Raw genomic sequence first — 21,919 nt, 5'->3', positions numbered from 1 at the left:
TCACATGGCGGTCGAACTGCGACTTCGCGGAACGCAAAGCCATGACCCGTCGCCATTGGTCTTATTGTTGCACTCGAAGTCGGAAACCATCCTCGGTTGGATGGCTCTGTAGATCTTGTCGGAGAGTAGGTAGACGCCGTTCGGGACGATTCGCTTGGGCAAGGCGCCATAGTCACAGTGATAGGCGATCTGCTCAGGTAGGTTGCGGGCGGCATAGAAGTTATTGGTCGGAATTTTATGCTTCACCGCATAGAAGCCGATCGATTCAAAATTACGGATGCCCAACGGAGTCTCATCGTGATCGCACTCCCAGGCGGGGAAGACGGAAATGGCGGCGTAGCTTCTGGCGGGCACGCCTGAGAGCTCCTGCGTCGCTCCGCTTGCGATCAGCATCTTTGTGTTGAATGCGACAGGCTGGATGTCGATCAACTGGATGACGAGCAGCAGCGTAAGGATAACCGCCGCGCCTCGCGCTCCAAGTCTCAAAACACAGGCTGCGATGCCCATGAAGATGAGCCAGAAGCCCGATATCCAAAACAAGCGCCCACTCGCCCGGAAACGGGACAGGACATACTCCACGGAGTCGGGTAGCGGAATGTGGAAGCGAAGGGATCCCAGGGTTGGTGTCGAGGAAAGCGCGAGCAGGTAGCCTGTGGCAATCACCAGCACCGCGGTCAAGAATGGAAAGCCCGACTTGCGATGCCGACCGTTGAAGAAAAGGGTCAAGGGAAAGAGGCAAAGGATGATGGTCCCGAGCCCCAGATAGTCGAATCCTTCCAGCGATTGGTAGGCGGTAGGGTCGGCAATTTTCAGGTTGTTTAGCCGCCCTAAGCCTGCAGAGCTTATCGGGCCCAGCGCGTTCATGGAGAACAATCCATAGCCGAGGCTCTCAGAGCCCGTGGCCCCCATGAACCCGAACAGGTACAGGCCGGCAGCCGCAGTTAGTGCCAGGGTCGAGCACCGCAGGCAGACCTCGAGCAGACCGAGTTTTCGCACCCGGGTGGCGACGGCGATTGCGCAAGTCGCGGCGCCCATCAGAGTCAGGTAGGGATTGATCCCCGTTGCCAAAAACAGCGTTGCACAGTTGAGCACCATCCATTGCTTGCGCTCCGCATGCAGGGTCGCCAAGACCACCCAAATGGATAGGACAAGCACCCATTGCGACGAAAGGGCGGTGTGGAATTGGAAGCGGAAGAACGTGAAGGGAACGGTTGCGACCAATAGACCACCCACGACTCCGATGTAGGTCTGTAGGTTTGATCGTTTTTCGCCCAGAAGACGCAACGCTTGCACCGTGGCGAGGTAGCCGAATGTCCCTTGGAGCACTAGGCAAACCAAAAAGTAATACCCGATCATCTGGATGCCATCGGGAAGGATCCAGGCCAGCGGCTTTGAGAGCAGCAGGAACAATGGCATCGGGTCGAACAACGAGATGCTCATCGGCAGCGGATAGCTAATCCGATTAGTGGTCAGCCAGTGTGTGTGGGGATCGCTTAGATATTGAGCCCAGGCCACATAAACCTGTGCGAGATCGCCCCAGATCCAATGCGTGTTGTGAACGTCCAAAGGTGCTGGGCCTAAGACGTATCTGGCCCATGCCGCTGACAATGCGGCTACCAGAAATAGGGCGAGGGAATGCGGTTTCAGAATTTGGGGCATTTTTAACGCAATCCCGTCCGTCCGACCGTCGGCTGGCTGCTTCAAGTTAGTCATCCCTGGAGATTGAAGAATGCCGAGCGTATCAGCAGATAGGCCGCATTCAAGTTTGGAAGACTGGCAGCACAATCGCGGTTGGATGGGCCACCTGAGCACCCCAATCCCGCCGATTTCTTCCCCGAGTTTGCCGGCCTGGCCGATCAGATCCTCGACACCGCCAGGCCCGACGACTATGACTGGGCTCTCACCAAGGTCGGGGTTATGCTCGCAGCCTCCGGGTTTGTCCCCGCACGCTGAGCCGCTGGTCATGTGCTACTCCGCCCAGATCGAAGCTGACTACGACAAGTTCGTCCGCGAGTGGGGCGCGATCATCAGCATCAAGCGCTTCACCGAGCTGTTCTGGGAGAAGCGCAAGGACGGCCAGTGGGTGAAGATCCCCAAGGCGATGCGCGAGGCGTTTCGAAAGCCGCGGGGCGAGGGCGAATTCGAGCTGGCCAAGATTGTGGCCGAGGGCGACCGGGAGCAGGCCGACGCCTACCAGGTAGAGATCGACGCTCAGTCTGCGCGCCTAGAAAAGGCCGAGGCTGTTCTGGCCGGCCCCAAACCCACCAAGACCGCATCCAACGATAAGCGCATCGCCAGCGACAAGATCGCCCGCGCGCAGCGCAACCTGGACGATCTATCCCGCAAGGAACCGAAGGACCGCGACTCGCGCATCTACCCGGGCATATGGGCTCCGGTGATGATCGAGAAAGACGGCCAACGGATCGTAGTGCCGATGCGTTACCAGTGCCGCCTGCCGGGCTGGAACGAGGCCATCGAGCGGAAGTACCCCGGGACCTACAACGCTCGCCGAGACAAGCTCGAGGAGTCCTGGGGCAAGCTGTTCGGCCACCGCCACGGCATCATGATCGTGAACCGGTTCTATGAGAACGTCTCCCGCCACAAGATGGAGGGCAGGGAGCCGGCGCCCGGCGAGAAGGAAGAGAACGTCGTCCTCGAATTCGACCCGCAGCCGCCGCAGGAAATGTTGGTGGCATGCCTCTGGAACATGTCGCCGCACGGCGACCACGGCACCGACCTGTTCTCCTTCGCCGCCATCACCGACGAGCCACCGCCCGAGGTAGCCGCAGCTGGCCACGACCGCTGCATCGTCCCTATCAAGCCTGAGCACGTCGATGCCTGGCTATCCCCCGATCCGGACAATCTGGAAGCGCTGTACGCGATCCTCGATGACCGGGCGCGGCCGTATTACGAGCATCGGTTGGCGGCGTGAAATCGGTTGGATTGATCCGTTGGACTGTACGGCGTAGGTTATGCGCGTCGGAGAGGTTCAAGGGCAAAAGTGGCGGATGGAATGGTCCATTTACCCCGTAAAAATGCACTGGTCCATCAAGGCTAAACAGGCAGTTATCGGACATGAACCCGTAAAATCCATGACCCTCTAGGCCGCATGGCATAAGCTTGCTGCTGGTGACTCACCCTCAACTGCTCAACTTCTCGCGAATGCATTTTCGCTGAGAAACGACCTTTATTTTTACGTGCATTTTTACGTGTACGATTTTTTTCAGCCAAAGAAAAAGGCCTTGCAGTGATGCAAGGCCTTGATTCTTGGCGGAGAGGGTGGGATTCGAGCCCACGGTACGCTTACACGTACGCCTGATTTCGAGTCAGGCTAACTTCTCCGGATAGTGCTGGTCGAGCAGATCGGCCAGGTGCCTGCCGCAATCGATCATGGTTGCGCCGATGATGGCCTGCAGCTTGCTTCTCGCCACAAGCTTCTCGTCTGAAAGCGCGCCGGCCTCGCGCATGCGCGCGATGATTTCTTGAAGTTGGGTAACGTTCTGCGAGAGCAAAAGGAATTTGGCTAGCTCTTCCGCGACCGGCGTTACGAATTGGCCTGCCTTTGCTGCTGCCGCCCGTGCGACAGGGAGCGCCTTGTCGTACGTCATTCCGAAGCGCATCGTGTCCGCCCTCGTCCCGGGCTCAGTGTCGGGAGCTTCATAGAAGGCCTTGTGTATTTGAACGACGACTTGCCCAGCGCGAAGCTCCGCAGCAAGTGATCGGGCGAGCACATAGGCCTCCTCGCGCTTCCTCTTTCCTTCGGCTCCGACCGTGAACCACCATGTGAGCGCACTGCCTGCGCCTACGCACAAAAGCGGCGACAGCGCGGTCCACGTCTGAGCGATCCAGCCAGGGCCATCGGAAATAACGCGAACCGCAAACAGCGCATCACCAGGTGCCATTTTCCCCTCCGAAAAATGCCGACCAAAAACTGACCAAACCACGAACAAAACAGACCAATACAGACCAACAAAAGAAAAAGCCATCTAGGCTAATCAATAACTTAGATGGCCGTATTGGTGGAGGTGGCGGGAGTCGAACCCGCGTCCGAAGGCGTTTGACGCCCGGTACTACATGCTTAGCTCGCCGTTAGATCTCGTCCCGCGACAGCACAGCGTGCAAAGCGCATCGAAGGACCAGCCTGCTTGATTTAACCCTTACCGACAGGCGGCAGCTTCGGGCGATCTCGTGATAATGACCCTACATCCACGAGCACGAGCACAAGTGGGTTCGGGGCTAGGCCTTAAGCGGCCAGAGCGTAGTTGTCGTCGTTGGCAACTATGAGTTTTGCCGCTGGATTAACGAGGAAAGCTGCCCCCTCGGCATGCACCAAACTATCTCACTACCCCCGTCGAAGCCATGACACCCCCGGGGAAACTGATACTGAAGCTGGTCAGTCAGTATATGTAGGTAACCGGGCTTTCATCAAGGTGGCATGCGGCCGCTATTGTTTGCCCGGACCACCACCGAAAGGAACGGCCATGGTGCGGATACGTCAGGCGGGGCTGCACGACGCAGGTGTGTTGACGGATTTGCGTTGCGCGTTTCTGGAAGAAGAGTTGAAGCAGCAGCTGCCAGAGGGGTTTGCCGACCAGCTGCGTGGCTGGATAGAGGACGCCGTACCAGAAGGCCGTCTGCTGGCCTGGCTGGCCGAGGTGGAGGGGCGCGTGGCCGGTTGCGTGATGGTGCATCCATACACGCACGTACCTTCCGCTTATTTCCGCCAGGGCGTGGGCTGGTATGTACTTAACATGTATGTGAAGCGGGTTCATCGCCGACAGGGCGCGGCCGCCGCGTTGTTGGCGGCCGTGGGGGCGGCGGCGAGGGAGCGGGAGGTGGATTCGCTCAACCTGCATTCCACGGCTGCCGGCCACAAGCTGTACGAGCGCTTCGGTTTTGGCACGTCGGTGGACGCCATGAACATGACGTTGCACCAAGACGTGATCGGCCTGTCGGAGGGTGAGCCCGGCTCGTGGCGACGAGTGGCGGGCTGAGCGAGCTCAAGCGTGCTTGTTGTGGGCGCGCATGGTGCGTTGCTTTTCACGCTGCCAGTCGCGTTCCTTCTCGGTGTCGCGCTTGTCGTGCGCCTGCTTGCCCTTCGCAAGGCCGATTTCCACCTTCACCTTGTTGGCCTTCCAGTAGAGGGCCATGGGGATGAGGGTGTAGCCCTTGCGTTCGACCGCACCAATGAGCGTGTCGATCTCCTCTCGGTGTAACAGCAGCTTGCGCGTGCGGCGATCGTTGGCCACCACGTGCGTGGAGGCGCTGATGAGCGGCGGGATCGAGGTGCCGATCAGGAAGATCTCGCCCTGGAGCACCACAGCGTAGCTGTCACCGAAATTGATGCGGCCGGCGCGCAACGACTTCACTTCCCAGCCTTGCAGCTCAAGGCCGGCTTCGAAGCGTTGGTCGATGTGGTACTCGTGGCGCGCGCGCTTGTTGAGCGCAATGGTGCCGCCTGTGCTTTTGTCTTTGTCCTTAGGCTTGGCCATGTCCGTTAAACTTCGGGCTCATTGCCCTTATGACGGTCCCATCCGTGGAGGGACCTAAGAAGATGACGCTCAAGAAGAGGCTGAAGTGATCGAGATCCGCCGCAGCGCCCTGGTGCGCTATTCGCCTGCCCAGATGTTCGATCTGGTCAATGACGTCGAAGCATACCCAAAGCGCTTCCCGTGGTGTGCCGGCGCGCAGGTGCTGGAACGGACAGAGGATGTGCTGGTGGCGAGGCTGGATCTCAAGTATGCCGGTTTCCGACAGAGCTTTACTACGCGCAATACCACCACGCCCCCCAGCCGCTTGCACATGAGCCTGGTTGACGGCCCGTTTCGCAGCTTGGACGGCGTATGGGATTTCATCGCACTGGGCGATGCCGGCAGCAAGGTGTCGTTCGCGCTGGATTTCGACTATGCCAGCAAGCTGGTTGGCTCCGCGCTCAAGCTGGGCTTCCAGGGACTGGCGAGCCGCATGGTGGAGGATTTCTGCAAGGAAGCGGAGCGCACCTATGGCTGAGCAGATCACCGTGGAGGTGGTTTATGCCGAGCCGTCGCGTCGCTGGTTGTGGCAGGTGATGCTGCCAGTGGGTAGCACCGTGGCGCAGGCGATTGAGGCTTCAGGTGTGGCCCGTGATGTTCCGGGGCTCGTGGTGGATCCGGCGCGGTTGGGCATTTTTTCCCACAAGGTCACACCGGACCACGTAGTAGGCGAGGGCGACCGGGTAGAGATCTACCGGCCGCTCACGCTCGATCCCAAGGAAGCTCGCCGGCGCCGCGCCCACGAGGGCTGACGCCGGCTGGACAGCCTTAGTGGCCGTCGTTGCCGCCACCGCCGTTATCGCCACCGCCGCCGTTGTCGCCACCCTTGTCCTTGTCGCCGCCGGAACCGGTGTTCTTGTCACCCTTGGTTTCGTCGACCGGGTAGCTGGCGTGGTACTTCTTGGTGTCGTTGACCAGCTTCTGTGCGTCTTCGGCGAAGAAGTCACCCTCGGTGCGCACCAACACATCGTTGTTGAAGGTGAGCTTGAGCGCGCGCACCTTGATCGCGCCACCACGGTGCTGCTGGGTGGAGACGTAGTCCCATTCGTTCTGGCTGAAGGGCGAATTCACCGACGGGGAGCCCATCAGTACCAGCACCTGACGCTTGGTCATGCCCGGCTGCAGCTGATCCACGGTTTTCTTGTCGAGCAGGTTGCCCTGCGACACGTCTGGGGTGTAGATGAGACGGCAGCTGGCCAGCGACAGTGCCAGCAAAGCAAAACCCAGCGTGCGAATCAGCTTGTGCATGCGTGTTGCGTCCGGATCGTAAAGGTGTCGGATGATACACTAACGGCCTTGTGGCGCCGCGTGCGTGGAGTTTGTTTATGGAACAGGAAACCAAAGAACTGCGCAAAGCCGGGCTGAAGGTCACCCACCCCCGCATGCGCATCCTGCAAATCTTCGAGGACGAGGAGGCTCACCACCTCACCGCCGAAGACATCTACAAGCGCCTGCTGTCTCACCAGGAAGACATTGGGTTGGCCACTGTCTACCGGGTGCTGACCCAGTTCGAGGCCGCCGGCATCGTGGTCAAGCACAACTTCGAGGGCGGCCAGGCCGTCTACGAGCTGGACCGTGGCAAGCACCATGACCACATGATCGATGTGGACAGCGGAAAGGTCATTGAGTTCGTCAGCGAGGAGATCGAGCGTCTCCAGCATGAAATCGCGGCGCGCCACGGCTACGTCATCGAGGACCACAGCCTAGTGCTGTACGTCCGTCCCAAGAAAGCTCACAAGTAAGCCAGGTTCTGGCGGTATCCGAAGGGCCGGTGGCGGAAGCGTTGCCGGCCTTTTTCGTGGGCCGGGCCTATGGCGGGCTGAAAAACCTTCGCGCATAAAAAAAGCCGCGGGAGGACTCCTGTCCGCCCTGCGGCTTGATCCGTTACCGGATGGCTCCTAGGAAGGCGAGTTGCTCGCGCAGCCTGGTCGTGCCACCGATTCCGGCGGAGCGGCATCCTGCCGCTCTTCATGCCCACCGTCCCCACGGTTGGCATGGCTCACCATCTTGCGATGGTGGCTCCCCCACATCGATGAATCCAGCGTAACGAAGCCTTCACACCTCTGCTATCGGAAAATTTCCTATGTAACGATCCTAAGTGCGCGCTACGTCACTAGTTTGCGTGCTGCTTCGCAACAATATCCGTAGATGAACGCCTTGGGCTTCTGGGCGGACCCTGAACAGGCCCCCCAGGGAAGTCACTCTGTCCCGCATGCCCTGCATGCCCCGGCCACCGCGCGGCATGCGCGCCGGTAGGCCGATGCCGTTGTCGCGAATATCCAATAGGGCCAGGGCCACGCCTTGGCGTTCGCCAATGCGCAGGCGTAGCTGGAAGGCATCGGCGTGGGCATGCTTCACGGCATTGGTGGCGCTCTCCTGAACCAGGCGGTAGACGACTGTGCGGGTGTCGTCGTCGAGCAGGCGGGGGTCGCCGTGCAGGTCGGTGCGATAAGCCACGCCGGCAGCTGTGAGCAGGTCGCGGATCGGGCCTTCGTCCAAGGCGCGCAGCAGGCCGAACTCGTCGAGGACGGCGGGACGCAAGTCGTCCAGCAGACGGTGCAGTGCCCGGCGCATATGGCCAAGGATGGTGTTGATGGATACGCCGATATCGTCCATGCCGGCCTGGGCCAATCGCGACTGGGCCAGCTTCAGGTGCGTCTGGATGGCCGTCAGGTTCTGGCCCAGTTCGTCGTGCAGCTCGGCGGCCATGTGGCGACGCTGGTTCTCCTCGGTCTGCAGGTTGCCGCGTGCGGCGTCACGCAGCTGGCGGGCCAAGTGGTCCAGTCGGCGGTTGACCGCCGCGAGGTAGACGTTTTGCTCCGCTACGCGCTCGCTACTGCGGCGCAGGGCGTCGGTGGCCGAGCCGAGCATCAATGCGCCGGTGCCGGCCACGGCGAGGAACAGCTCGCCGGCAGCGCCTGGGATGCCGTGGCCAGAAAGATGATCCACCAGTGTCATGCCCAGGCTGGAGATCAGCATGGAGAGGCTGGCGCCACGCCACCCGTGGCGGAAGGCGAAGAACAGCACGGGCGCGAGCGACAACACGCGGGCGAACTGCGGCTGCGGCGCCTCATGGGACGACAGCACTAGCAGAATCGCCAGCGACGGCAGCAGCACCAGCAGGCCGTCCATCAACAGGCGGCCCAGTCCGCGCTTGTCCAGTCGGGCCCGTAGCAACATCACCAGCAGCGGCACGATGAGCAGCACGCCCACGTAGTTGCCCAGCAGGTCCTGGCCCAGGGCCTGCATCATCAGGTCGGCGCTGGGGCTGACGTGGATGAGCGCAAGCATCACGGCATCGGTGGCGGTGGTGGCCGCGACAGTGAAGGCGGCCGACAGCAGCAGGCGGGCCACGTCCTCGGGATCGCGCAGGCTGGCGTGCAGGTTGGCGCGGCGCATCAGCCACAGGCAGATGGCTACCACGGCGGGTTCGGGCAGGGCGGCCAGCAGGAAGCCGCGCCACCCCAACGGCAGCGGATGGACCCAGCTAATCAGCCCGCTAGCCGCCAGCTCGGCGCCGAGCAGCCACGGCCACATACGCATGGGTGCCAGCAGCAACGCGCCGAAGCGCAGGCCGTAGGGGAGCATCCAATACGGCTGCTCGGTCGGCCACAGCAGCAGCCAAAGCAGGAAATAGCCAATACCAAGGAGCAGGTCGGAACCCGGCAATGCAGGAGATTTCGGTCGCATGCGGCCGATGGTACATGGCGCCGGTCGACCATCCGGAAGGCCTTTTTTCCTGCCCGCTTGGCCAAGGCGCGGAGGAGAGATCGTCAACCGGCGCTCAGGCTGCTATACATGGGGCATGTACAGCATTGTCCTGGTCGACGACCACGCCATTGTACGAGAGGGGTTCAAACGGCTAATCGAGATGGAGCCGGATCTGGAGGTCGTTGCGGAGTGCCGCAGCGCCGACGATGCGGTGGAAGCGGTTGGCACTCGTCGTCCCGATCTCGTCGCACTTGATCTCTCGCTACCTGACGGGAGCGGGCTGCCGTTGATTGAGCATCTGCGCAGCGTGGCGGCGGACACGCGCATCGTCGTGCTGAGCATGCACGACGGGGAGCCGTACGTATCCGAAGCCTTGCGTCGTGGCGCCAGTGGCTACGTCACCAAAGGCGTAGCGCCTGAAGAGCTGGTGGCCGGCCTGCGCGCGGTGATGCAGGGCGAGTGTTTCCTTAGTTCGGATCTGCGCAAGCGCAGGGCCGAGCGGCCCAGTGAATCGCGGGACCCCATCCATCGGCTCACGGCGCGCGAGCGCGAAGTGTTTTTGCTGCTGGCAGCAGGCAGGGCGCCTAAGCAGGTGGCCGGCGAGCTTGGCATCGGCCAGAAGACTGTCTACATCCACCGCGCCAGCCTGATGGGCAAGCTGGGGGCGGGTTCGGAGCTTGATCTCTATCGCATGGCGGCCGAGCGCGGGTTGTTGCCGCGCAAGAACTAGTGATCGGGACTTGCCTTCGGCGAGTTGTCTGATGGCGCGGCGCTTTTCTGCTCGTCATTCCGGCGTAGGCCGGAATCCAGTGACCTCAATACTGGGTTTTGGCGGCTCCTTGGATTGGAGCGTGTCGCGAAAACTCAGCACACCTGCTACTGGATTCCGGCCTACGCCGGAATGACGGTCGTCTGAGGCGTCGCCAAGCTCGTGTTGCCGGCGCTCTTTAGATCAAACCTGCGCCCGCTCCAGCATCTGCTTGGCGTGTGCTCGCGTTTCGCGCGTGATTTCCACGCCACCCAGCATGCGGGCCAACTCATCGCGCCGGCCGTTGGCGTCGAGCTTCTCGATGCGTGTGCGGGTGGATTCGCCATCGCTCGCCTTGCTCACGCGCAGATGCGCGTGGCCTTGCGCGGCCACCTGCGGCAAGTGGGTGACGCACAACACCTGGCGTTGCGCGCCAAGTGAGCGCAGTTTCTGGCCGACCACTTCGGCCACGGCGCCACCGATACCGGTATCTACTTCGTCGAACACCATGGTCCCAACGGTGTCCTTGCCGAGCGTGGCCACTTCGATAGCCAGGCTGATGCGGGCCAGTTCGCCACCCGAGGCGACCTTGCGTAGCGCGCGCGGTGGCTGGCCGGGGTTGGCGCTGACCAGCAGTTCGCAACGCTCGCGCCCCTGCGGATCGGGCTCGTTGTCGCTGGTGGTTTCCAGCTCCACCACAAGGCGGCCACCGCTCATGCCTAGCTCACCCATCAGGGCACTGACTTCACCACCCAGGCGATCAGCTGCCTGCTGCCGCGACGTGCTGAGTGTGGCGGCCTGTTCGTCGTACTGCTGTTGCAGACGCGAGCGTTGGCCGGCGAGTTTTTCCAGGGCATCGCCGGCGCCCTCCAGTTCGTCCAACTCCCCGCGCAAGGCGATGGCCTTGTCGTGAAGTTCGGGGACCGGCACCCGATGGCGGCGCGAAAGTTCGTGCAGCCGGGTGAGGTGGGTATCGACCTCGTTGTAGCGCTCCGGGTCCAGATCTACGTCGAGTGCGTAGCGGCCAAGTCCGTCGGCGGCTTCGCTCAGCTGGATGGACGCGTTGTCCAACAGCTCCAGCATGGGAGCAAGGCGGTCGTCCAGCGCGGCGAGCTTGCTCATTTCCAGTTGGGCGCGTCCCAACGCGCGGCGCAGTGCGAACTCGCTTTCGCCGTCGAGCAGTTCCACTACGCCGCCAGCACCTTCAGCCAGCCTGCCGGCGTTGGCCAGTCGCTTGTGGCTGGCTTCCAGTTCGGTGAGTTCGCTGGCGGGCAGGGCCCACTTATCGAGTTCGCCCAGTTCGTGGCTCAGCAGCTCGATGCGTTGCTCGCGATCGTCGCCGCCGCTCAGTTTGCGGATGCGGTTGCCCAGCTCGCGCCATTGCAGGGCCAGTTCACGTACCTGGGCAACCTGTGCCTCGTTGCCGGCGTAGGCATCGAGCAGTCCCATTTGGTGTGTGCGGGAAAGCAGGGCCTGGTGTTCGTGCTGGCCGTGGATTTCCACCAGCAGCGTGGCCAGTTCGCCCAACTGGCTGGCGTTGGCCGGTCGGCCGTTGATCCAGGCGCGCGAGCTGCCCTCGGCACGGATGACGCGGCGTAGCTGACAGGCGTCTTCCTCGTCCAGCTCCTCGCGGCGAAGCCATTCGCGGGCTTCGGGGAGGTGGGTGAGGTCGAACTCGGCGATGAGCTCGGCGCGGTCGCTGCCGGCGCGCACCATGCCGCTGTCCGCGCGAGCGCCCGCCAGCAGCATGAGGGCGTCCACCAGCAGGGATTTACCCGCGCCGGTCTCGCCGCTGACGACAGTGAGGCCTGGGCCGAAGGCGATCTCGGCTTCTTCGACGACGGCGAAATGACGAACGTAGAGCGAGGTGAGCATGGGCGGCGAGGTGGTGAAGTCGGGGGATTGTAAGGGGGAGGGGATGGGGGGCGGCTAGTGGGGTGCAGGCCCGGGAGACGACATGCCGTCGTCTGGCCCGTTCCGATACGCCTGCCGCCCAACCCTGTCCCCATTTCTTGCAAACTTTGCCGCTAGACCTTATTTCTTGTCTGTCTCACGGATTGCTACAGCATGCCTGCCGCCCAACTCGATGCCCGCGCACGACGCCTGTTGCGCACATTGATTGCCCAATACCTTGCCGACGGCGAGCCGGTGGGGTCGCGCACGCTATCGCGGTCGTCCGGCTTGGATGTGAGCCCGGCCACCATCCGTAACATCATGTCGGACCTGGAAGAGGCCGGGTTGGTGGCGTCGCCGCACACGTCTGCCGGCCGTGTACCGACGCCTCGCGGCCTGCGCTTGTTCGTCGACAGCCTGATCGAGCTGCAGCCCCTGCCGCAGGACGAGATGGCGCGTCTACGCCGCGAGCTGCCGCCGGGCCTCACCACCACTCGCGACCTGCTCGGCAACGTATCGACCCTGTTGTCGGCGATGACGCAGTTCGCTGGCGTGGTCACGGTGCCGCGGCAGGCCGATTTTCCGCTGCGCCATATCGATTTCGTGGCATTGCCCGATGCCCGCGTGCTGGTGATCCTGGTGTTCTCGGACAATCAGGTGCAGAACCGCATCGTCCAGTTGGCCAAACCACTGGACGGCAGCGAGCTGGAGCAGGCGGCCAACTATCTCAATGCCCAGTTTGCCGGCCTGCGTTTGGACGACATTCGTGCCCATCTGCTGCGCGAACTGCGTGAGGCCAGTGGCGAACTCAATCGGTTGATGTCCAGCGCGGTGGAGCTGGCGGCGGCCTCGTTCGCCCCGCAAGGCGATAGCGATGACGTACTGGTCAGCGGCCAGACCAATCTGATGGGATACTCGGAACTGGCCAACCTGGAGCGCCTGCGCGAGCTGTTCGAGGCGTTCCAGAAGAAAAGCGAGCTGCTGCAGCTCATGGAAGTGTGCGCCAAGGCCCCTGGCGTGCGCCTGTTCATCGGTGAAGAATCAGGGTTTGCGGCGCTGGACGGTTGTAGCGTGGTCACGGCCAGCTACGGCACCCAGGGGCGCGTGCTGGGCGCGATCGGAGTGATTGGCCCTACCCGCATGGCCTACGAACGGGTGATTCCCGTGGTGCAGGCGACGGCCGGTTTGCTCAGTGACGCCTTGAATCGCGTCGCGACGACCTTATAACGCGCTCGGGAGGCGGGGTTTTACCCGCAAGTGATTGACGGTTGGTGCGTCACGGCACCGGCCACGGATAAGGCTTGGAGTGATTCATGCAAAGCAACGATCCAACGGCGTCCACCGGGACGCAGGGCCCAGGCGGGCAGGGTGACGCGACTGGCGTCGAGCTGGAAGCGCTGAAGGCGCGTATCGCCGAACTGGAAGTGACCAACGTCGAATTGCGCGACACCGTGCTGCGCGAGAAGGCGGAGATCGAGAACCAGCGCCGTCGCCTGCATCGTGACGTCGAGCAAGCTCGCCGTTTTGCCAACGAAAAGCTGCTGAACGAGCTGCTGCCGATTTACGACGGCCTCGAGCGCGGCCTGGAAGTGGAGGGCGGCGACGTGGCCAGCGTCCGCGAGGGCATCGCACTGACGCTGAAGTCGTTGCTGAAGATCGCCGAGAACAATGGCCTGGTGCAGGTCGATCCGGTGGGTCAGCCGCTGGATCCTGAAAAGCATCACGCCGTGAGCATGGTGGAGGCCCCGGGTGCGGCCCCCAACACGGTCGTCAACGTGCTCCAGAAGGGCTACGTGCTGAACGACCGGCTTCTGCGCCCCGCGTTGGTGGCGGTCGCCAAGGAGTGACGCCCCGGCCCGTGGTCGAGGACGCCTGAACGGCGTCCCCTACGGGCTTAGGCGGAAAGGCATACGGGGTCTTGTCGGCATTGAGATGAAACGTGCCGAGCCCCATCTGGAAACCAGTCGCGGCCGAGGGGTCGCTTAAAGAATTCGGGAGTAGACAACATGGGTAAAATCATCGGTATCGACCTGGGCACGACCAACTCGTGCGTTGCCGTGATGGACGGCACCACCGCCAAGGTCATTGAAAACTCGGAAGGCGATCGCACCACGCCGTCCATCGTTGCCTTCACCAAGGACAACGAAGTCATGGTGGGCGCGCCGGCTAAGCGCCAGAGCGTGACCAATCCGAAGAACACGTTCTACGCGGTGAAGCGCCTCATCGGTCGCAAGTTCACCGACGCAGAAGTGCAGAAAGACCTGCATATCGTTCCCTACGGCATCGTTGCTCACGAGAACGGTGACGCGTGGGTCGAAACGGCCGACGGCAAGAAGATGGCTCCGCAGGAGATCTCGGCCAAGGTCCTCATGAAGATGAAGAAGACCGCCGAGGATTACCTCGGTGAAGCGGTGACCGAGGCGGTCATCACGGTGCCGGCCTACTTCAACGACAGCCAGCGCCAGGCCACCAAGGACGCGGGCCGCATCGCCGGTCTGGACGTCAAGCGCATCATCAACGAGCCGACCGCGGCTGCCCTGGCCTACGGCCTGGACAAGAAGGGCGGTGACCGCAAGATCGCCGTGTACGACCTCGGCGGCGGCACGTTCGACGTGTCCATCATCGAGATCGCTGAAGTCGACGGCGAGAAACAGTTCGAAGTGCTCGCTACCAATGGCGACACCTTCCTGGGTGGCGAAGACTTCGACATGCGCGTCATCGACTATCTCGTCGAAGAATTCAAGAAAGACCAGGGCATGGATCTGCGCAAGGATCCGCTCGCCCTGCAGCGTCTGAAGGACGCCGCCGAGCGCGCGAAGATCGAGCTGTCGACCAGCCATCAGACCGAAGTGAACCTGCCGTACATCACGGCTGATGCCTCCGGTCCCAAGCATCTCAATATCAAGCTCACCCGCGCCAAGCTCGAAGCGCTGGTGGAAGACCTGATCAAGCGCACCATCGAGCCGTGCCGCACCGCGTTGAATGACGCTGGTCTGCGCGTGTCCGACATCCAGGACGTGATCCTCGTCGGCGGCCAGACCCGCATGCCCAAGGTGCAGGAGTCGGTGAAGGACTTCTTCGGCAAGGAGCCGCGCAAGGACGTCAACCCGGACGAGGCCGTCGCTGTCGGCGCCGCGATCCAAGGCGGCGTGCTGGGCGGTACCGTGAAGGACGTGCTGCTGCTGGACGTCACCCCGCTGTCGCTCGGTATCGAGACGATGGGCGGCGTGATGACCAAGCTCATCGAGAAGAACACCACCGTGCCGACCAAGGCCTCGCAGGTGTTCTCCACCGCCGACGACAACCAGAGCGCGGTGACCGTGCACGTGCTGCAGGGTGAGCGTGAGCGCGCCAGCGCCAACAAGTCGCTGGGCAAGTTTGACTTGCAGGGCATCGACCCGGCGCCGCGCGGCATGCCGCAGATCGAAGTGACCTTCGACATCGACGCCAACGGTATCCTGCACGTGTCGGCCAAGGACAAGAAGAGCGGCAAGGAACAGAAGATCGAGATCAAGGCCGGCTCGGGCCTGTCCGAGGAAGAGATCAACCGGATGGTGGCCGACGCCGAGGCCAACAAGGAAGAAGACAAGAAGTTCCACGAGCTTGTCAGCACCCGCAACAAGGCCGACCAGTTGGTGCACGCCACCCGCAGCGCGCTCAAGGAGCACGGCGGCAAGGTTCCGGCTGACCAGCTGAGCACCATCGAAGGCGCGTTGTCGGATCTGGAGAAGGTCAAGGACGGCGACGACAAGGGTGCTATCGAGTCGAAGATCGAGAAGCTCGAGCAGGTGGCCCAGGCGCTATATGCAGCGGCCCAGGGCGGCGGCGCGCAGCCGGATGCAGCCGCGCAGGCGGGTGGCGGCCATCAGGGTTCTTCGGCTCAGGACGATGTGGTCGATGCCGAGTTCACTGAAGTCAAGGACGACAAGAAGTAATATTGGCTGGTCGGCACTGCCGATCTGACGCAGCCCGCGTCCGGACTCAAGTCTGGTCGCGGGCTGTTTGTTGAGGAGACATGGATCGCTCGATTCATGTGGAAGTGAGCGATCCATGCCGGATGCAACGATGAGCAAGCGCGATTACTACGAAATCCTTGGGGTGGAACGCACCGTCACCGAGGTCGAACTGAAGAAGTCGTTCCGTCGACTGGCGATGAAGTACCACCCGGATCGTTGTCCGGACGATCCGCATGCGCAGGAGAAGTTCAAGGAGGCCAAGGAGGCCTACGAAGTGCTGTCCGACGCGCAGAAGCGCGCCATGTACGACCAGCACGGCCACGCCGCCTTCGAGCACGGCATGGGCGGCGGTCGCGGTGGTTTCGGCGACATGGGCGACATCTTCGGGGACATCTTCGGCGATATTTTCGGCATGGGCGGTGGTGGCGGTCGCGGACGTTCGCGTCGCGGCTCCGACCTGCGCTACATCATGGAGCTCGATCTGGAAGAGGCCGTGTTCGGCGTCGAGCGGAAGATCGAGATTCCCACTCAGGTCAACTGCCACCACTGCAACGGCAGCGGTTCGGCCGATGGCAAGACGGTGACGTGCAAGACCTGCGCTGGCCACGGCCGCGTGCGCATGCAGAACGGCATCTTTTCGATCCAGCAGGCCTGCCCGCATTGTGGCGGCAGCGGCCAGGCAATCGAAAAACCATGCAAACAATGCGATGGCGAGGGTCGTCTGGAAGAGACCCGCGCGTTGTCGGTGAACATCCCCGCTGGCGTGGACAACGGCGACCGCATCCGTCTCACCGGGCAGGGCGAGGCCGGCCCGGCCGGCGGCGAAGCTGGTGATCTCTATGTGGAAGTGCGTGTGCGCGGACACGCCATCTTCCAGCGCGAGGGCAATGATCTGCATTGCGAGCTGCCGATCCGCTTCGCACAGGCAGCGCTGGGCGCCGAGCTGTTGGTGCCGACACTGGAAGGCGAAGTGCCGATCAATATTCCACCCGAGACCCAGACCGGGCAGATGTTCCGCCTGCGCGGGCGCGGCGTGAAATCGGTGCGCAGCAGCCGCGCGGGCGATCTCATCTGCCGCGTCGTGGTGGAAACGCCAGTGCGCTTGACCAAGCAGCAGCGCGACTTGCTGGAACAGCTTGAGTCTACTTTTGCGCATGACGATGCCGACAAGCACACGCCACGCGCCAAGAGCTGGGTCGATGGCGTCAAGCAATTCTGGTCGCGCGTGACTTCGTAAAACACGCTCGGTACAGATACATGCAGAGCCCCGGTTCCCGCCGGGGCTTTTCTTTTGGCCGTCCGTTCGCGGGACGTCGTACACGGCGACGCCCGTAGGCAGTAGGATCGGTTCTCACGTGCCAGCCCGTTCCAAGGAATTTGCGTATGACCAAGCCCGTTCGCCTTGCTATGAATGGTGCCACCGGCCGCATGGGACAGGCTTTGCTCGCGCTGGTAAAAGACGACGCCCGCTTCACCCTCGTCGCCGCTCTCGCTTCGCCGACGTCCTCAAAGCTGGGGCAGCCCATCGATGCCTGCGTTGGTGCATTGGCCTATACGCACGAATGGCCGTCCGCCGGTTCGCTGGACGTGATCGTGGATTTCAGCGGCCCGGCGGGCCTTGCTGAAGCACTCACCTACTGCGAATCGAACGGCACGGCCTTGGTGACCGGCACGACGGGGCTCGATGCCAGCTTCGCGCAGCGACTGAGCGCATCGGCCTCGCGGATCGCGTTGCTGCGCGCCGCCAACTTCAGCCTTGGCGTGGCTGTGCTGACGCGTCTGCTCCGCCAGGCCGCGGCGTCGCTGCCGGATTGGGATCTGGACATCATCGAGGCGCACCACAACCGCAAAGAAGATGCCCCGTCGGGCACGGCGTTGGCGCTAGGCGAAGCCGCCGCCTCGGCCCGAGGCACCTCGTTGCGCGAAAGCGCGGTGTACGCGCGCGAAGGACGCGTTGGTCCACGCCAGCTTGGCACCATCGGTTTCGCCGTGGTGCGCGGAGGTGATGTGGTCGGCGAGCACGAAGCATGGTTGATAGGGCAGGGCGAACGGATCGAGCTTAGCCATCGCGCCACAGATCGCTCGATTTTTGCCCGTGGTGCGCTGGAGGCAGCGCACTGGCTGAGTGGCCGTGGAGCCGGCGATTACGATCTGGATGCCATGCTTGCCGATCGCTTGCCGCGCTGATCAGACCCCGGCGACTTGCCCCGGGCGTGCCTCAGCCCCTAAAATCGCCCCGATTGTCATTGGGGAGTAGCCATCCTCACCCCCTCGCGACCGATCATCGGTTGCGACTTCAGAGGAATCCGCGTCAACAGACTTGAAGCTTCGGCTTCATGGCGTGGATGGTGGCGGTGCCGTCAGGCACCCGCAGCCCGGCGAGACCTTTGGCCACGACGCGCTCACCCTGCCGGGCGAGCTCGCGTCGCTGAGCCAATGGTTTTCCGCTCGCCCGGCCTTGGAAAAAGCATGCTTATTGCATTGTTGTTCCTGTTTTCAGCCGGTGCGATCTATCTCGCGTGCGAGTATTTCGTCAACGGCGTGGAGTGGTTCGGCCAGAAGCTCAATCTGGGCGCCACTGCCACGGGCACCATCCTGGCCGCTTTTGGTACCGCGCTCCCCGAGAGCGCGGTGACGTTCGTGGCGGTCATTCTCGGCAAGACCCCGGAGCAGAAGGACATCGGCGTCGGGGCGGCGCTGGGTGGTCCGCTGGTTCTCGCCACCATCGCCTATGCCGTTGTCGGCGTGGCGCTATGGGCCAATCGTCGTCGCTTGCAACGCGTCGACCATGCTGTGCGCGTCGGGCATGGCCGGCTGGCGCGCGACCAATCGTGGTTCTTGGCGATTTTCGTGGTGAAGTGCGGACTTGGCCTGGTTGCCTTCGCCTTCAAGCCATGGCTGGGTGTGGTGTTCCTGCTGGCCTATGGCCTCTACGTGTGGCGTGAGCTGAAGACGTCCGACACGGCGCCCGAGGAAGAAGAGCTTGAGCCACTGAAGTTCCAGCCGAAAGCTGTCGACCCGTCGCTGTGGTGGGTTGTCTTGCAGACGACGCTGGCGCTGGTAGTGATCGCCTTCGCCTCGCATACCTTCGTCAAGCAGATCGAGGCCATCGGCGTGGCGTTGCAGTTGTCGCCGCATCTCGTCGCCCTGGTGCTCAGCCCTGTCGCTACGGAGCTGCCCGAGACCATGAATGCGTTGATCTGGGTGCGGCAGGGTAAGGAGCGTCTGGCCCTGGCGAACATCTCCGGTGCCATGATGATTCAGGCGACCATTCCCAGTTCGTTGGCCCTGTTCGCCACACCGTGGCTGTTCGATGCGCCTCTGATGGTGGCTGGCGTGCTGACGGGTATTGCTGTGATCTATCTGTGGTGGCTGTTCCGGCGTGGGCGCGTGGATGCGCGTTGGCTGGTGCCAGTGGGGGCACTGTATGGGGTGTTTGCGGCTTATGTAGCTTGGCATTTCTACGCCAGCTGATCGTTATCGCCCATACGTTTTGTATTGACGAAGGCGCCAGACCAAGGGATACGCCACGACGATCAGCAATGGCGAGGAAAGACCATTCCATGCCGTTAGTCGGATCGTGTGACGTAACTGGCTGGTGCCTTCGCCCGGGTTCCAGGTGAAGACGAACGTTAGTGATGCCGCCAGGATGGCCGTGACAACCAAAGACACCATCAGCCAGCTTATGGGTACGCCAGTCCGGAGGCCGCGCAAGAGCTGCTGGCGCGCTGGCCATACCGCCATAGCCAAGATCAGCAAGCCCGCAAGGCTACTGCCGTATTGCAGGAGATTGGCGTTGGAGATGGCGGAGTGATTCATCCAGAACAACGGTTGTCCCAACATGGGTAAGTACAGGCCAAGACCGTAGTTGGCATGGGTGCATGCATCCCACGCCAAGTGAGTGAGCGCCCCAATAGTCAGGGCGAGCATCACGCGCCATGGCGCGGGTAAGGGCGGTGTCTCGCCGTCGACAAGGGCAGTGGATGTCCACAGCGGCCGCCACCATCGCCACAGCAACCAGCCCATCGGCAAGCAAAACAGCGGCAGGCTGATCAGGTGGTGGCTGGGCAGTGGCCAATGTTCACGCAACACCGGCAGGAAGTAGTGCAGGTCGGGCATCATGCTGCCTATCGCCAGCGCCGCGAACTCGTCGATGCTGCAGTGACGCCGCAACGGCAATACGGCGGCGACGTGGCTTACGGTGAATGGCATGGCGGATCACGGCGGTTGATGCCGAGCCACTCTATGCGCGAGATGGGTGATGGCTGTGGTCAAAAAGTGACGGCGAGGTGGCCGCACGCTCAGTGACCTACTGCCGTAGCTGCGGCAGGCACGCTTCGCAATCTACGTTGAAGCCGAGACCTCGCTAAGGCTGCGGCGCCCTCAGGATTGGCCCAGTCTCGCCAGTTCCGACCGTGCCGCCTTCAGCCACGACTGTTCTTTGCGGCGATAGTAGACAGGCATCAGCTTGGCGCGGTTGAGCAGGGATTCCAGTACGGCGCGTGCCTCCGCGTCGCGTTGCCGGCGGGCAAGCAAGGTGGCGTAGCGATAGCGGCCCTCCTCGCCGGGGTAGCTGTCGGCCAGTACGCGGTACTCATCCAGTGCTGCCTCGAACTCCCCGAGCTCTTCCAGACTGCGTGCGTAGAGCAGGTGGCCCTCACTCGACTTGTAGCCCGGGTTGGCCTTGATCAACGCATCCAGCGTGGATCGTGTGGCGGCAAAATCACCAAGGCCCGCCTGAGCGTGTGCCAAACCGAGCATGAAGCCTGGCTCGCTTGCATACATACCCGTGAGCAGGCCCTGATACAGCTCGCGCGCGTTTTCATAGTCGCCGAGCTTGAGGCTTTCATCGGCAAGCCGGCGGCGATTGTCCACCGTGTTGCTCAGTTGAAGCTGGTTCTGCAGTTCGCGCTTGCGTCGCTGGGGATCGAGGGCCTGCAGTGCCTTGCTGGCCGCCTTGCGCCCGCGAGGGTCGTGGCGGAGGTCCGGAATGATGGCCACCAGCAGATACACCGCCACCGCGAGATAGGAGCCGATCAGGATCAGCCAGATCCAGTACAGCGGGCGGCCGCTGCGCACGACATGGACGGCGCAAGCGATCTGCAGGGCAATGGAGAGTAAGAAAACGATAGGCATACCTAATCCTTGGATGCAATGTCAGCCTGGCCGCCCGGCTTGGCCGGGCGGCGCGTGCTCAATCCTTGTGCGCGGCGTTACGGTCGCGGTCGGCGCCCAGCTTGCGGTCGAGCGAACCGAACAGCTTCTTAAAGGCGCGGGAAAACTTGCCGCGCTTGGTCTTGCGGCGCTTCTCTTCCTCACTGGTGAGCCAGGCGACCTGGATCACGCGGCGCTCACCCTCGTAAGGCAGGTGGCCGTGGAAGGAGTTCTCGCAGCGTTTGAAGACCGCGAATTCACCGTACAGCGGCTTCAGTTCGGGGGCGATCATGCTGTCGATACTGTCGATGCTGCCCAGAAAACGCAGGCAGCCGTCACTGGTATCCGGCCACAGGTTGTTGAGATAGAGCAGGGCTGTGGCCACCTTGGACTTGCTGTCTGTATGGATGGTGCCGTGGCGCTTATTGAGCGAACGGCACAGGGTGATCAGGGTGGGGTATTGGCCCAGGTTGGCAATGCCCAGGTGCTGGCCGATGGCACTGGCGAACTCGGCCGAGCTGAGGCGTTCCACCAGGGTATTGACCGATGGGCCGCAGTCGCTGGCGTCGTAGGGGAAAAAGCCGGCGCTGGCATAGCGGGGGAAGTCTCGCTCCAGATCCCCCCGCGCCTCGTCGGGCAGCTGCCCGTGGGCAATCAGGAAGGGGAATGGCTCCATCCGTACGTCCGTGTCCGGTCGGTCGAGGCGAGCAGGATCGAGCAACACGGCTGAGTTCATGGACGTCCGGTCTTTGGCTTGGCGGCGCTAGTGTAACGCTCAGGGTAGGGCCTCGGTTGGCCCCATTCCTCGTGCGATGTTCAGCTGTTTCGGGTGGACACAAGGGGGCCTTGCACCTATCATTGCGACCCGCCCTGAAAGATTCCTCGACTAAGGTCCACAAGCCTGCTTCGCTGCGGCTTGCGGACCT

General features: G+C 62.6%; 21 protein-coding genes, 1 other RNA gene and 1 riboswitch. Of the genes, 12 read left to right on the top strand and 10 right to left on the bottom strand.

Annotated features, from left to right (window positions below; genetic code table 11):
- Positions 1-1,965 (bottom strand): DUF6311 domain-containing protein, encoded by a 1,965-nt coding sequence (locus tag DyAD56_RS15560; protein ID WP_102303687.1) that lies wholly within the window; start codon positions 1,963-1,965, stop codon positions 1-3.
- On the opposite strand from DyAD56_RS15560, the gene DyAD56_RS15555 reads away from it, so the two are divergent.
- Complete coding sequence (locus DyAD56_RS15555) at positions 1,964-2,932, top strand: SOS response-associated peptidase family protein (RefSeq protein WP_102303686.1); 969 nt, start codon at positions 1,964-1,966, stop codon at positions 2,930-2,932. The two genes, DyAD56_RS15560 and DyAD56_RS15555, sit on opposite strands and share 2 nt — an antisense overlap.
- 394 nt (positions 2,933-3,326) lie before the next feature.
- Here the strand turns inward: DyAD56_RS15555 and DyAD56_RS15550 are convergent, their stop codons facing one another.
- Positions 3,327-3,986 (bottom strand): hypothetical protein, encoded by a 660-nt coding sequence (locus DyAD56_RS15550; RefSeq protein WP_102303685.1) that lies wholly within the window; start codon positions 3,984-3,986, stop codon positions 3,327-3,329.
- Between the two features lie 31 nt (positions 3,987-4,017).
- Positions 4,018-4,370: a transfer-messenger RNA gene (ssrA, locus tag DyAD56_RS15545) on the bottom strand.
- Between the two features lie 111 nt (positions 4,371-4,481).
- On the opposite strand from ssrA, the gene DyAD56_RS15540 reads away from it, so the two are divergent.
- Positions 4,482-4,994, top strand: a complete 513-nt coding sequence (locus tag DyAD56_RS15540) for a GNAT family N-acetyltransferase (protein WP_102303684.1) — start codon at positions 4,482-4,484, stop codon at positions 4,992-4,994.
- A 6-nt stretch (positions 4,995-5,000) separates the two neighbouring features.
- On the opposite strand, the gene smpB is transcribed toward DyAD56_RS15540, so the two are convergent.
- Positions 5,001-5,492: an SsrA-binding protein SmpB gene (gene smpB / locus DyAD56_RS15535; protein WP_102303683.1), complete on the bottom strand. Its 492-nt coding sequence runs from the start codon at positions 5,490-5,492 to the stop codon at positions 5,001-5,003.
- 85 nt (positions 5,493-5,577) lie between these two features.
- Here smpB and DyAD56_RS15530 point away from each other — a divergent pair, with 85 nt between their 5' ends.
- Together DyAD56_RS15530 and DyAD56_RS15525 are read left to right on the top strand one after the other, a co-directional pair.
- Positions 5,578-6,009 carry a type II toxin-antitoxin system RatA family toxin gene (locus tag DyAD56_RS15530; protein ID WP_102303682.1) on the top strand — a complete coding sequence of 144 codons (432 nt, stop codon included), beginning with the start codon at positions 5,578-5,580 and terminating at the stop codon, positions 6,007-6,009.
- Positions 6,002-6,283 carry an RnfH family protein gene (locus DyAD56_RS15525; protein WP_102303681.1) on the top strand — a complete coding sequence of 94 codons (282 nt, stop codon included), beginning with the start codon at positions 6,002-6,004 and terminating at the stop codon, positions 6,281-6,283. Before DyAD56_RS15530 ends, DyAD56_RS15525 begins: the two co-directional genes overlap by 8 nt.
- 16 nt (positions 6,284-6,299) lie before the next feature.
- Here DyAD56_RS15525 and bamE read toward each other — a convergent pair whose 3' ends face one another.
- Positions 6,300-6,779 carry an outer membrane protein assembly factor BamE gene (gene bamE, locus DyAD56_RS15520; RefSeq protein ID WP_102303680.1) on the bottom strand — a complete coding sequence of 160 codons (480 nt, stop codon included), beginning with the start codon at positions 6,777-6,779 and terminating at the stop codon, positions 6,300-6,302.
- A gap of 77 nt (positions 6,780-6,856) precedes the next feature.
- Here bamE and fur point away from each other — a divergent pair, with 77 nt between their 5' ends.
- The gene (fur, locus tag DyAD56_RS15515; RefSeq protein WP_102303679.1) at positions 6,857-7,273 is read left to right on the top strand and encodes a ferric iron uptake transcriptional regulator; all 417 of its coding nucleotides are present in this window, start codon (positions 6,857-6,859) and stop codon (positions 7,271-7,273) included.
- 352 nt (positions 7,274-7,625) lie between these two features.
- Here fur and DyAD56_RS15510 read toward each other — a convergent pair whose 3' ends face one another.
- On the bottom strand, positions 7,626-9,221 hold the full coding sequence (locus tag DyAD56_RS15510; protein WP_102303678.1) for an MASE1 domain-containing protein: 1,596 nt from the start codon (positions 9,219-9,221) through the stop codon (positions 7,626-7,628).
- Positions 9,222-9,336: 115 nt separating this feature from the next.
- Here DyAD56_RS15510 and DyAD56_RS15505 point away from each other — a divergent pair, with 115 nt between their 5' ends.
- Positions 9,337-9,972 (top strand): response regulator transcription factor, encoded by a 636-nt coding sequence (locus tag DyAD56_RS15505; protein ID WP_102303677.1) that lies wholly within the window; start codon positions 9,337-9,339, stop codon positions 9,970-9,972.
- A gap of 222 nt (positions 9,973-10,194) precedes the next feature.
- Here DyAD56_RS15505 and recN read toward each other — a convergent pair whose 3' ends face one another.
- Complete coding sequence (gene recN / locus DyAD56_RS15500) at positions 10,195-11,865, bottom strand: DNA repair protein RecN (RefSeq protein WP_102303676.1); 1,671 nt, start codon at positions 11,863-11,865, stop codon at positions 10,195-10,197.
- Positions 11,866-12,057: 192 nt separating this feature from the next.
- Here recN and hrcA point away from each other — a divergent pair, with 192 nt between their 5' ends.
- The 6 genes from hrcA (at position 12,058) to DyAD56_RS15470 (ending at position 19,313) form a co-directional block, all read left to right on the top strand.
- Complete coding sequence (gene hrcA, locus DyAD56_RS15495; protein WP_102303675.1) at positions 12,058-13,110, top strand: heat-inducible transcriptional repressor HrcA; 1,053 nt, start codon at positions 12,058-12,060, stop codon at positions 13,108-13,110.
- 86 nt (positions 13,111-13,196) lie between these two features.
- On the top strand, positions 13,197-13,730 hold the full coding sequence (gene grpE / locus DyAD56_RS15490; protein ID WP_102303674.1) for a nucleotide exchange factor GrpE: 534 nt from the start codon (positions 13,197-13,199) through the stop codon (positions 13,728-13,730).
- 159 nt (positions 13,731-13,889) lie between these two features.
- Positions 13,890-15,818 carry a molecular chaperone DnaK gene (dnaK, locus tag DyAD56_RS15485; RefSeq protein WP_102303673.1) on the top strand — a complete coding sequence of 643 codons (1,929 nt, stop codon included), beginning with the start codon at positions 13,890-13,892 and terminating at the stop codon, positions 15,816-15,818.
- Between the two features lie 130 nt (positions 15,819-15,948).
- Positions 15,949-17,076: a molecular chaperone DnaJ gene (gene dnaJ, locus DyAD56_RS15480; protein ID WP_102303792.1), complete on the top strand. Its 1,128-nt coding sequence runs from the start codon at positions 15,949-15,951 to the stop codon at positions 17,074-17,076.
- Between the two features lie 146 nt (positions 17,077-17,222).
- Complete coding sequence (dapB, locus tag DyAD56_RS15475) at positions 17,223-18,026, top strand: 4-hydroxy-tetrahydrodipicolinate reductase (protein ID WP_102303672.1); 804 nt, start codon at positions 17,223-17,225, stop codon at positions 18,024-18,026.
- A gap of 49 nt (positions 18,027-18,075) precedes the next feature.
- A riboswitch (yybP-ykoY riboswitch) is annotated at positions 18,076-18,277 on the top strand.
- A gap of 31 nt (positions 18,278-18,308) precedes the next feature.
- Positions 18,309-19,313, top strand: a complete 1,005-nt coding sequence (locus tag DyAD56_RS15470; protein WP_102303671.1) for a sodium:calcium antiporter — start codon at positions 18,309-18,311, stop codon at positions 19,311-19,313.
- A gap of 3 nt (positions 19,314-19,316) precedes the next feature.
- Here DyAD56_RS15470 and DyAD56_RS15465 read toward each other — a convergent pair whose 3' ends face one another.
- The 3 genes from DyAD56_RS15465 to DyAD56_RS15455 form a co-directional block, all read right to left on the bottom strand.
- Positions 19,317-20,051, bottom strand: coding sequence for a DUF4184 family protein (locus DyAD56_RS15465; RefSeq protein WP_102303670.1), 735 nt, complete (start codon positions 20,049-20,051; stop codon positions 19,317-19,319).
- Between the two features lie 171 nt (positions 20,052-20,222).
- Positions 20,223-20,975 carry a tetratricopeptide repeat protein gene (locus DyAD56_RS15460; protein ID WP_102303669.1) on the bottom strand — a complete coding sequence of 251 codons (753 nt, stop codon included), beginning with the start codon at positions 20,973-20,975 and terminating at the stop codon, positions 20,223-20,225.
- Between the two features lie 58 nt (positions 20,976-21,033).
- Positions 21,034-21,729 (bottom strand): 2OG-Fe(II) oxygenase, encoded by a 696-nt coding sequence (locus tag DyAD56_RS15455; protein WP_102303668.1) that lies wholly within the window; start codon positions 21,727-21,729, stop codon positions 21,034-21,036.
- Positions 21,730-21,919: the final 190 nt, after the last annotated feature.

Origin of the sequence: Dyella sp. AD56 (assembly GCF_002878475.1) — a bacterium.
Classification (GTDB): Bacteria; Pseudomonadota; Gammaproteobacteria; order Xanthomonadales; family Rhodanobacteraceae; genus Dyella.
The sequence above is the reverse complement of the archived record's forward strand: the minus strand, read 5'-3'. Positions and strand labels throughout refer to the sequence as shown.

Coding starts and splice junctions, on each gene's coding strand:
- DyAD56_RS15555 (WP_102303686.1), top strand. CDS start 1,964: ATGTGCTACTCCGCCCAGATCGAAGCTGACTACGACAAGTTCGTCCGC.
- DyAD56_RS15560 (WP_102303687.1), bottom strand. CDS start 1,965: ATGACCAGCGGCTCAGCGTGCGGGGACAAACCCGGAGGCTGCGAGCAT.
- DyAD56_RS15550 (WP_102303685.1), bottom strand. CDS start 3,986: ATGGCTTTTTCTTTTGTTGGTCTGTATTGGTCTGTTTTGTTCGTGGTT.
- DyAD56_RS15540 (WP_102303684.1), top strand. CDS start 4,482: ATGGTGCGGATACGTCAGGCGGGGCTGCACGACGCAGGTGTGTTGACG.
- smpB (WP_102303683.1), bottom strand. CDS start 5,492: ATGGCCAAGCCTAAGGACAAAGACAAAAGCACAGGCGGCACCATTGCG.
- DyAD56_RS15525 (WP_102303681.1), top strand. CDS start 6,002: ATGGCTGAGCAGATCACCGTGGAGGTGGTTTATGCCGAGCCGTCGCGT.
- bamE (WP_102303680.1), bottom strand. CDS start 6,779: ATGCACAAGCTGATTCGCACGCTGGGTTTTGCTTTGCTGGCACTGTCG.
- fur (WP_102303679.1), top strand. CDS start 6,857: ATGGAACAGGAAACCAAAGAACTGCGCAAAGCCGGGCTGAAGGTCACC.
- DyAD56_RS15510 (WP_102303678.1), bottom strand. CDS start 9,221: ATGCGACCGAAATCTCCTGCATTGCCGGGTTCCGACCTGCTCCTTGGT.
- DyAD56_RS15505 (WP_102303677.1), top strand. CDS start 9,337: ATGTACAGCATTGTCCTGGTCGACGACCACGCCATTGTACGAGAGGGG.
- recN (WP_102303676.1), bottom strand. CDS start 11,865: ATGCTCACCTCGCTCTACGTTCGTCATTTCGCCGTCGTCGAAGAAGCC.
- hrcA (WP_102303675.1), top strand. CDS start 12,058: ATGCCTGCCGCCCAACTCGATGCCCGCGCACGACGCCTGTTGCGCACA.
- grpE (WP_102303674.1), top strand. CDS start 13,197: ATGCAAAGCAACGATCCAACGGCGTCCACCGGGACGCAGGGCCCAGGC.
- dnaK (WP_102303673.1), top strand. CDS start 13,890: ATGGGTAAAATCATCGGTATCGACCTGGGCACGACCAACTCGTGCGTT.
- dnaJ (WP_102303792.1), top strand. CDS start 15,949: ATGAGCAAGCGCGATTACTACGAAATCCTTGGGGTGGAACGCACCGTC.
- dapB (WP_102303672.1), top strand. CDS start 17,223: ATGACCAAGCCCGTTCGCCTTGCTATGAATGGTGCCACCGGCCGCATG.
- DyAD56_RS15470 (WP_102303671.1), top strand. CDS start 18,309: ATGCTTATTGCATTGTTGTTCCTGTTTTCAGCCGGTGCGATCTATCTC.
- DyAD56_RS15465 (WP_102303670.1), bottom strand. CDS start 20,051: ATGCCATTCACCGTAAGCCACGTCGCCGCCGTATTGCCGTTGCGGCGT.
- DyAD56_RS15460 (WP_102303669.1), bottom strand. CDS start 20,975: ATGCCTATCGTTTTCTTACTCTCCATTGCCCTGCAGATCGCTTGCGCC.
- DyAD56_RS15455 (WP_102303668.1), bottom strand. CDS start 21,729: ATGAACTCAGCCGTGTTGCTCGATCCTGCTCGCCTCGACCGACCGGAC.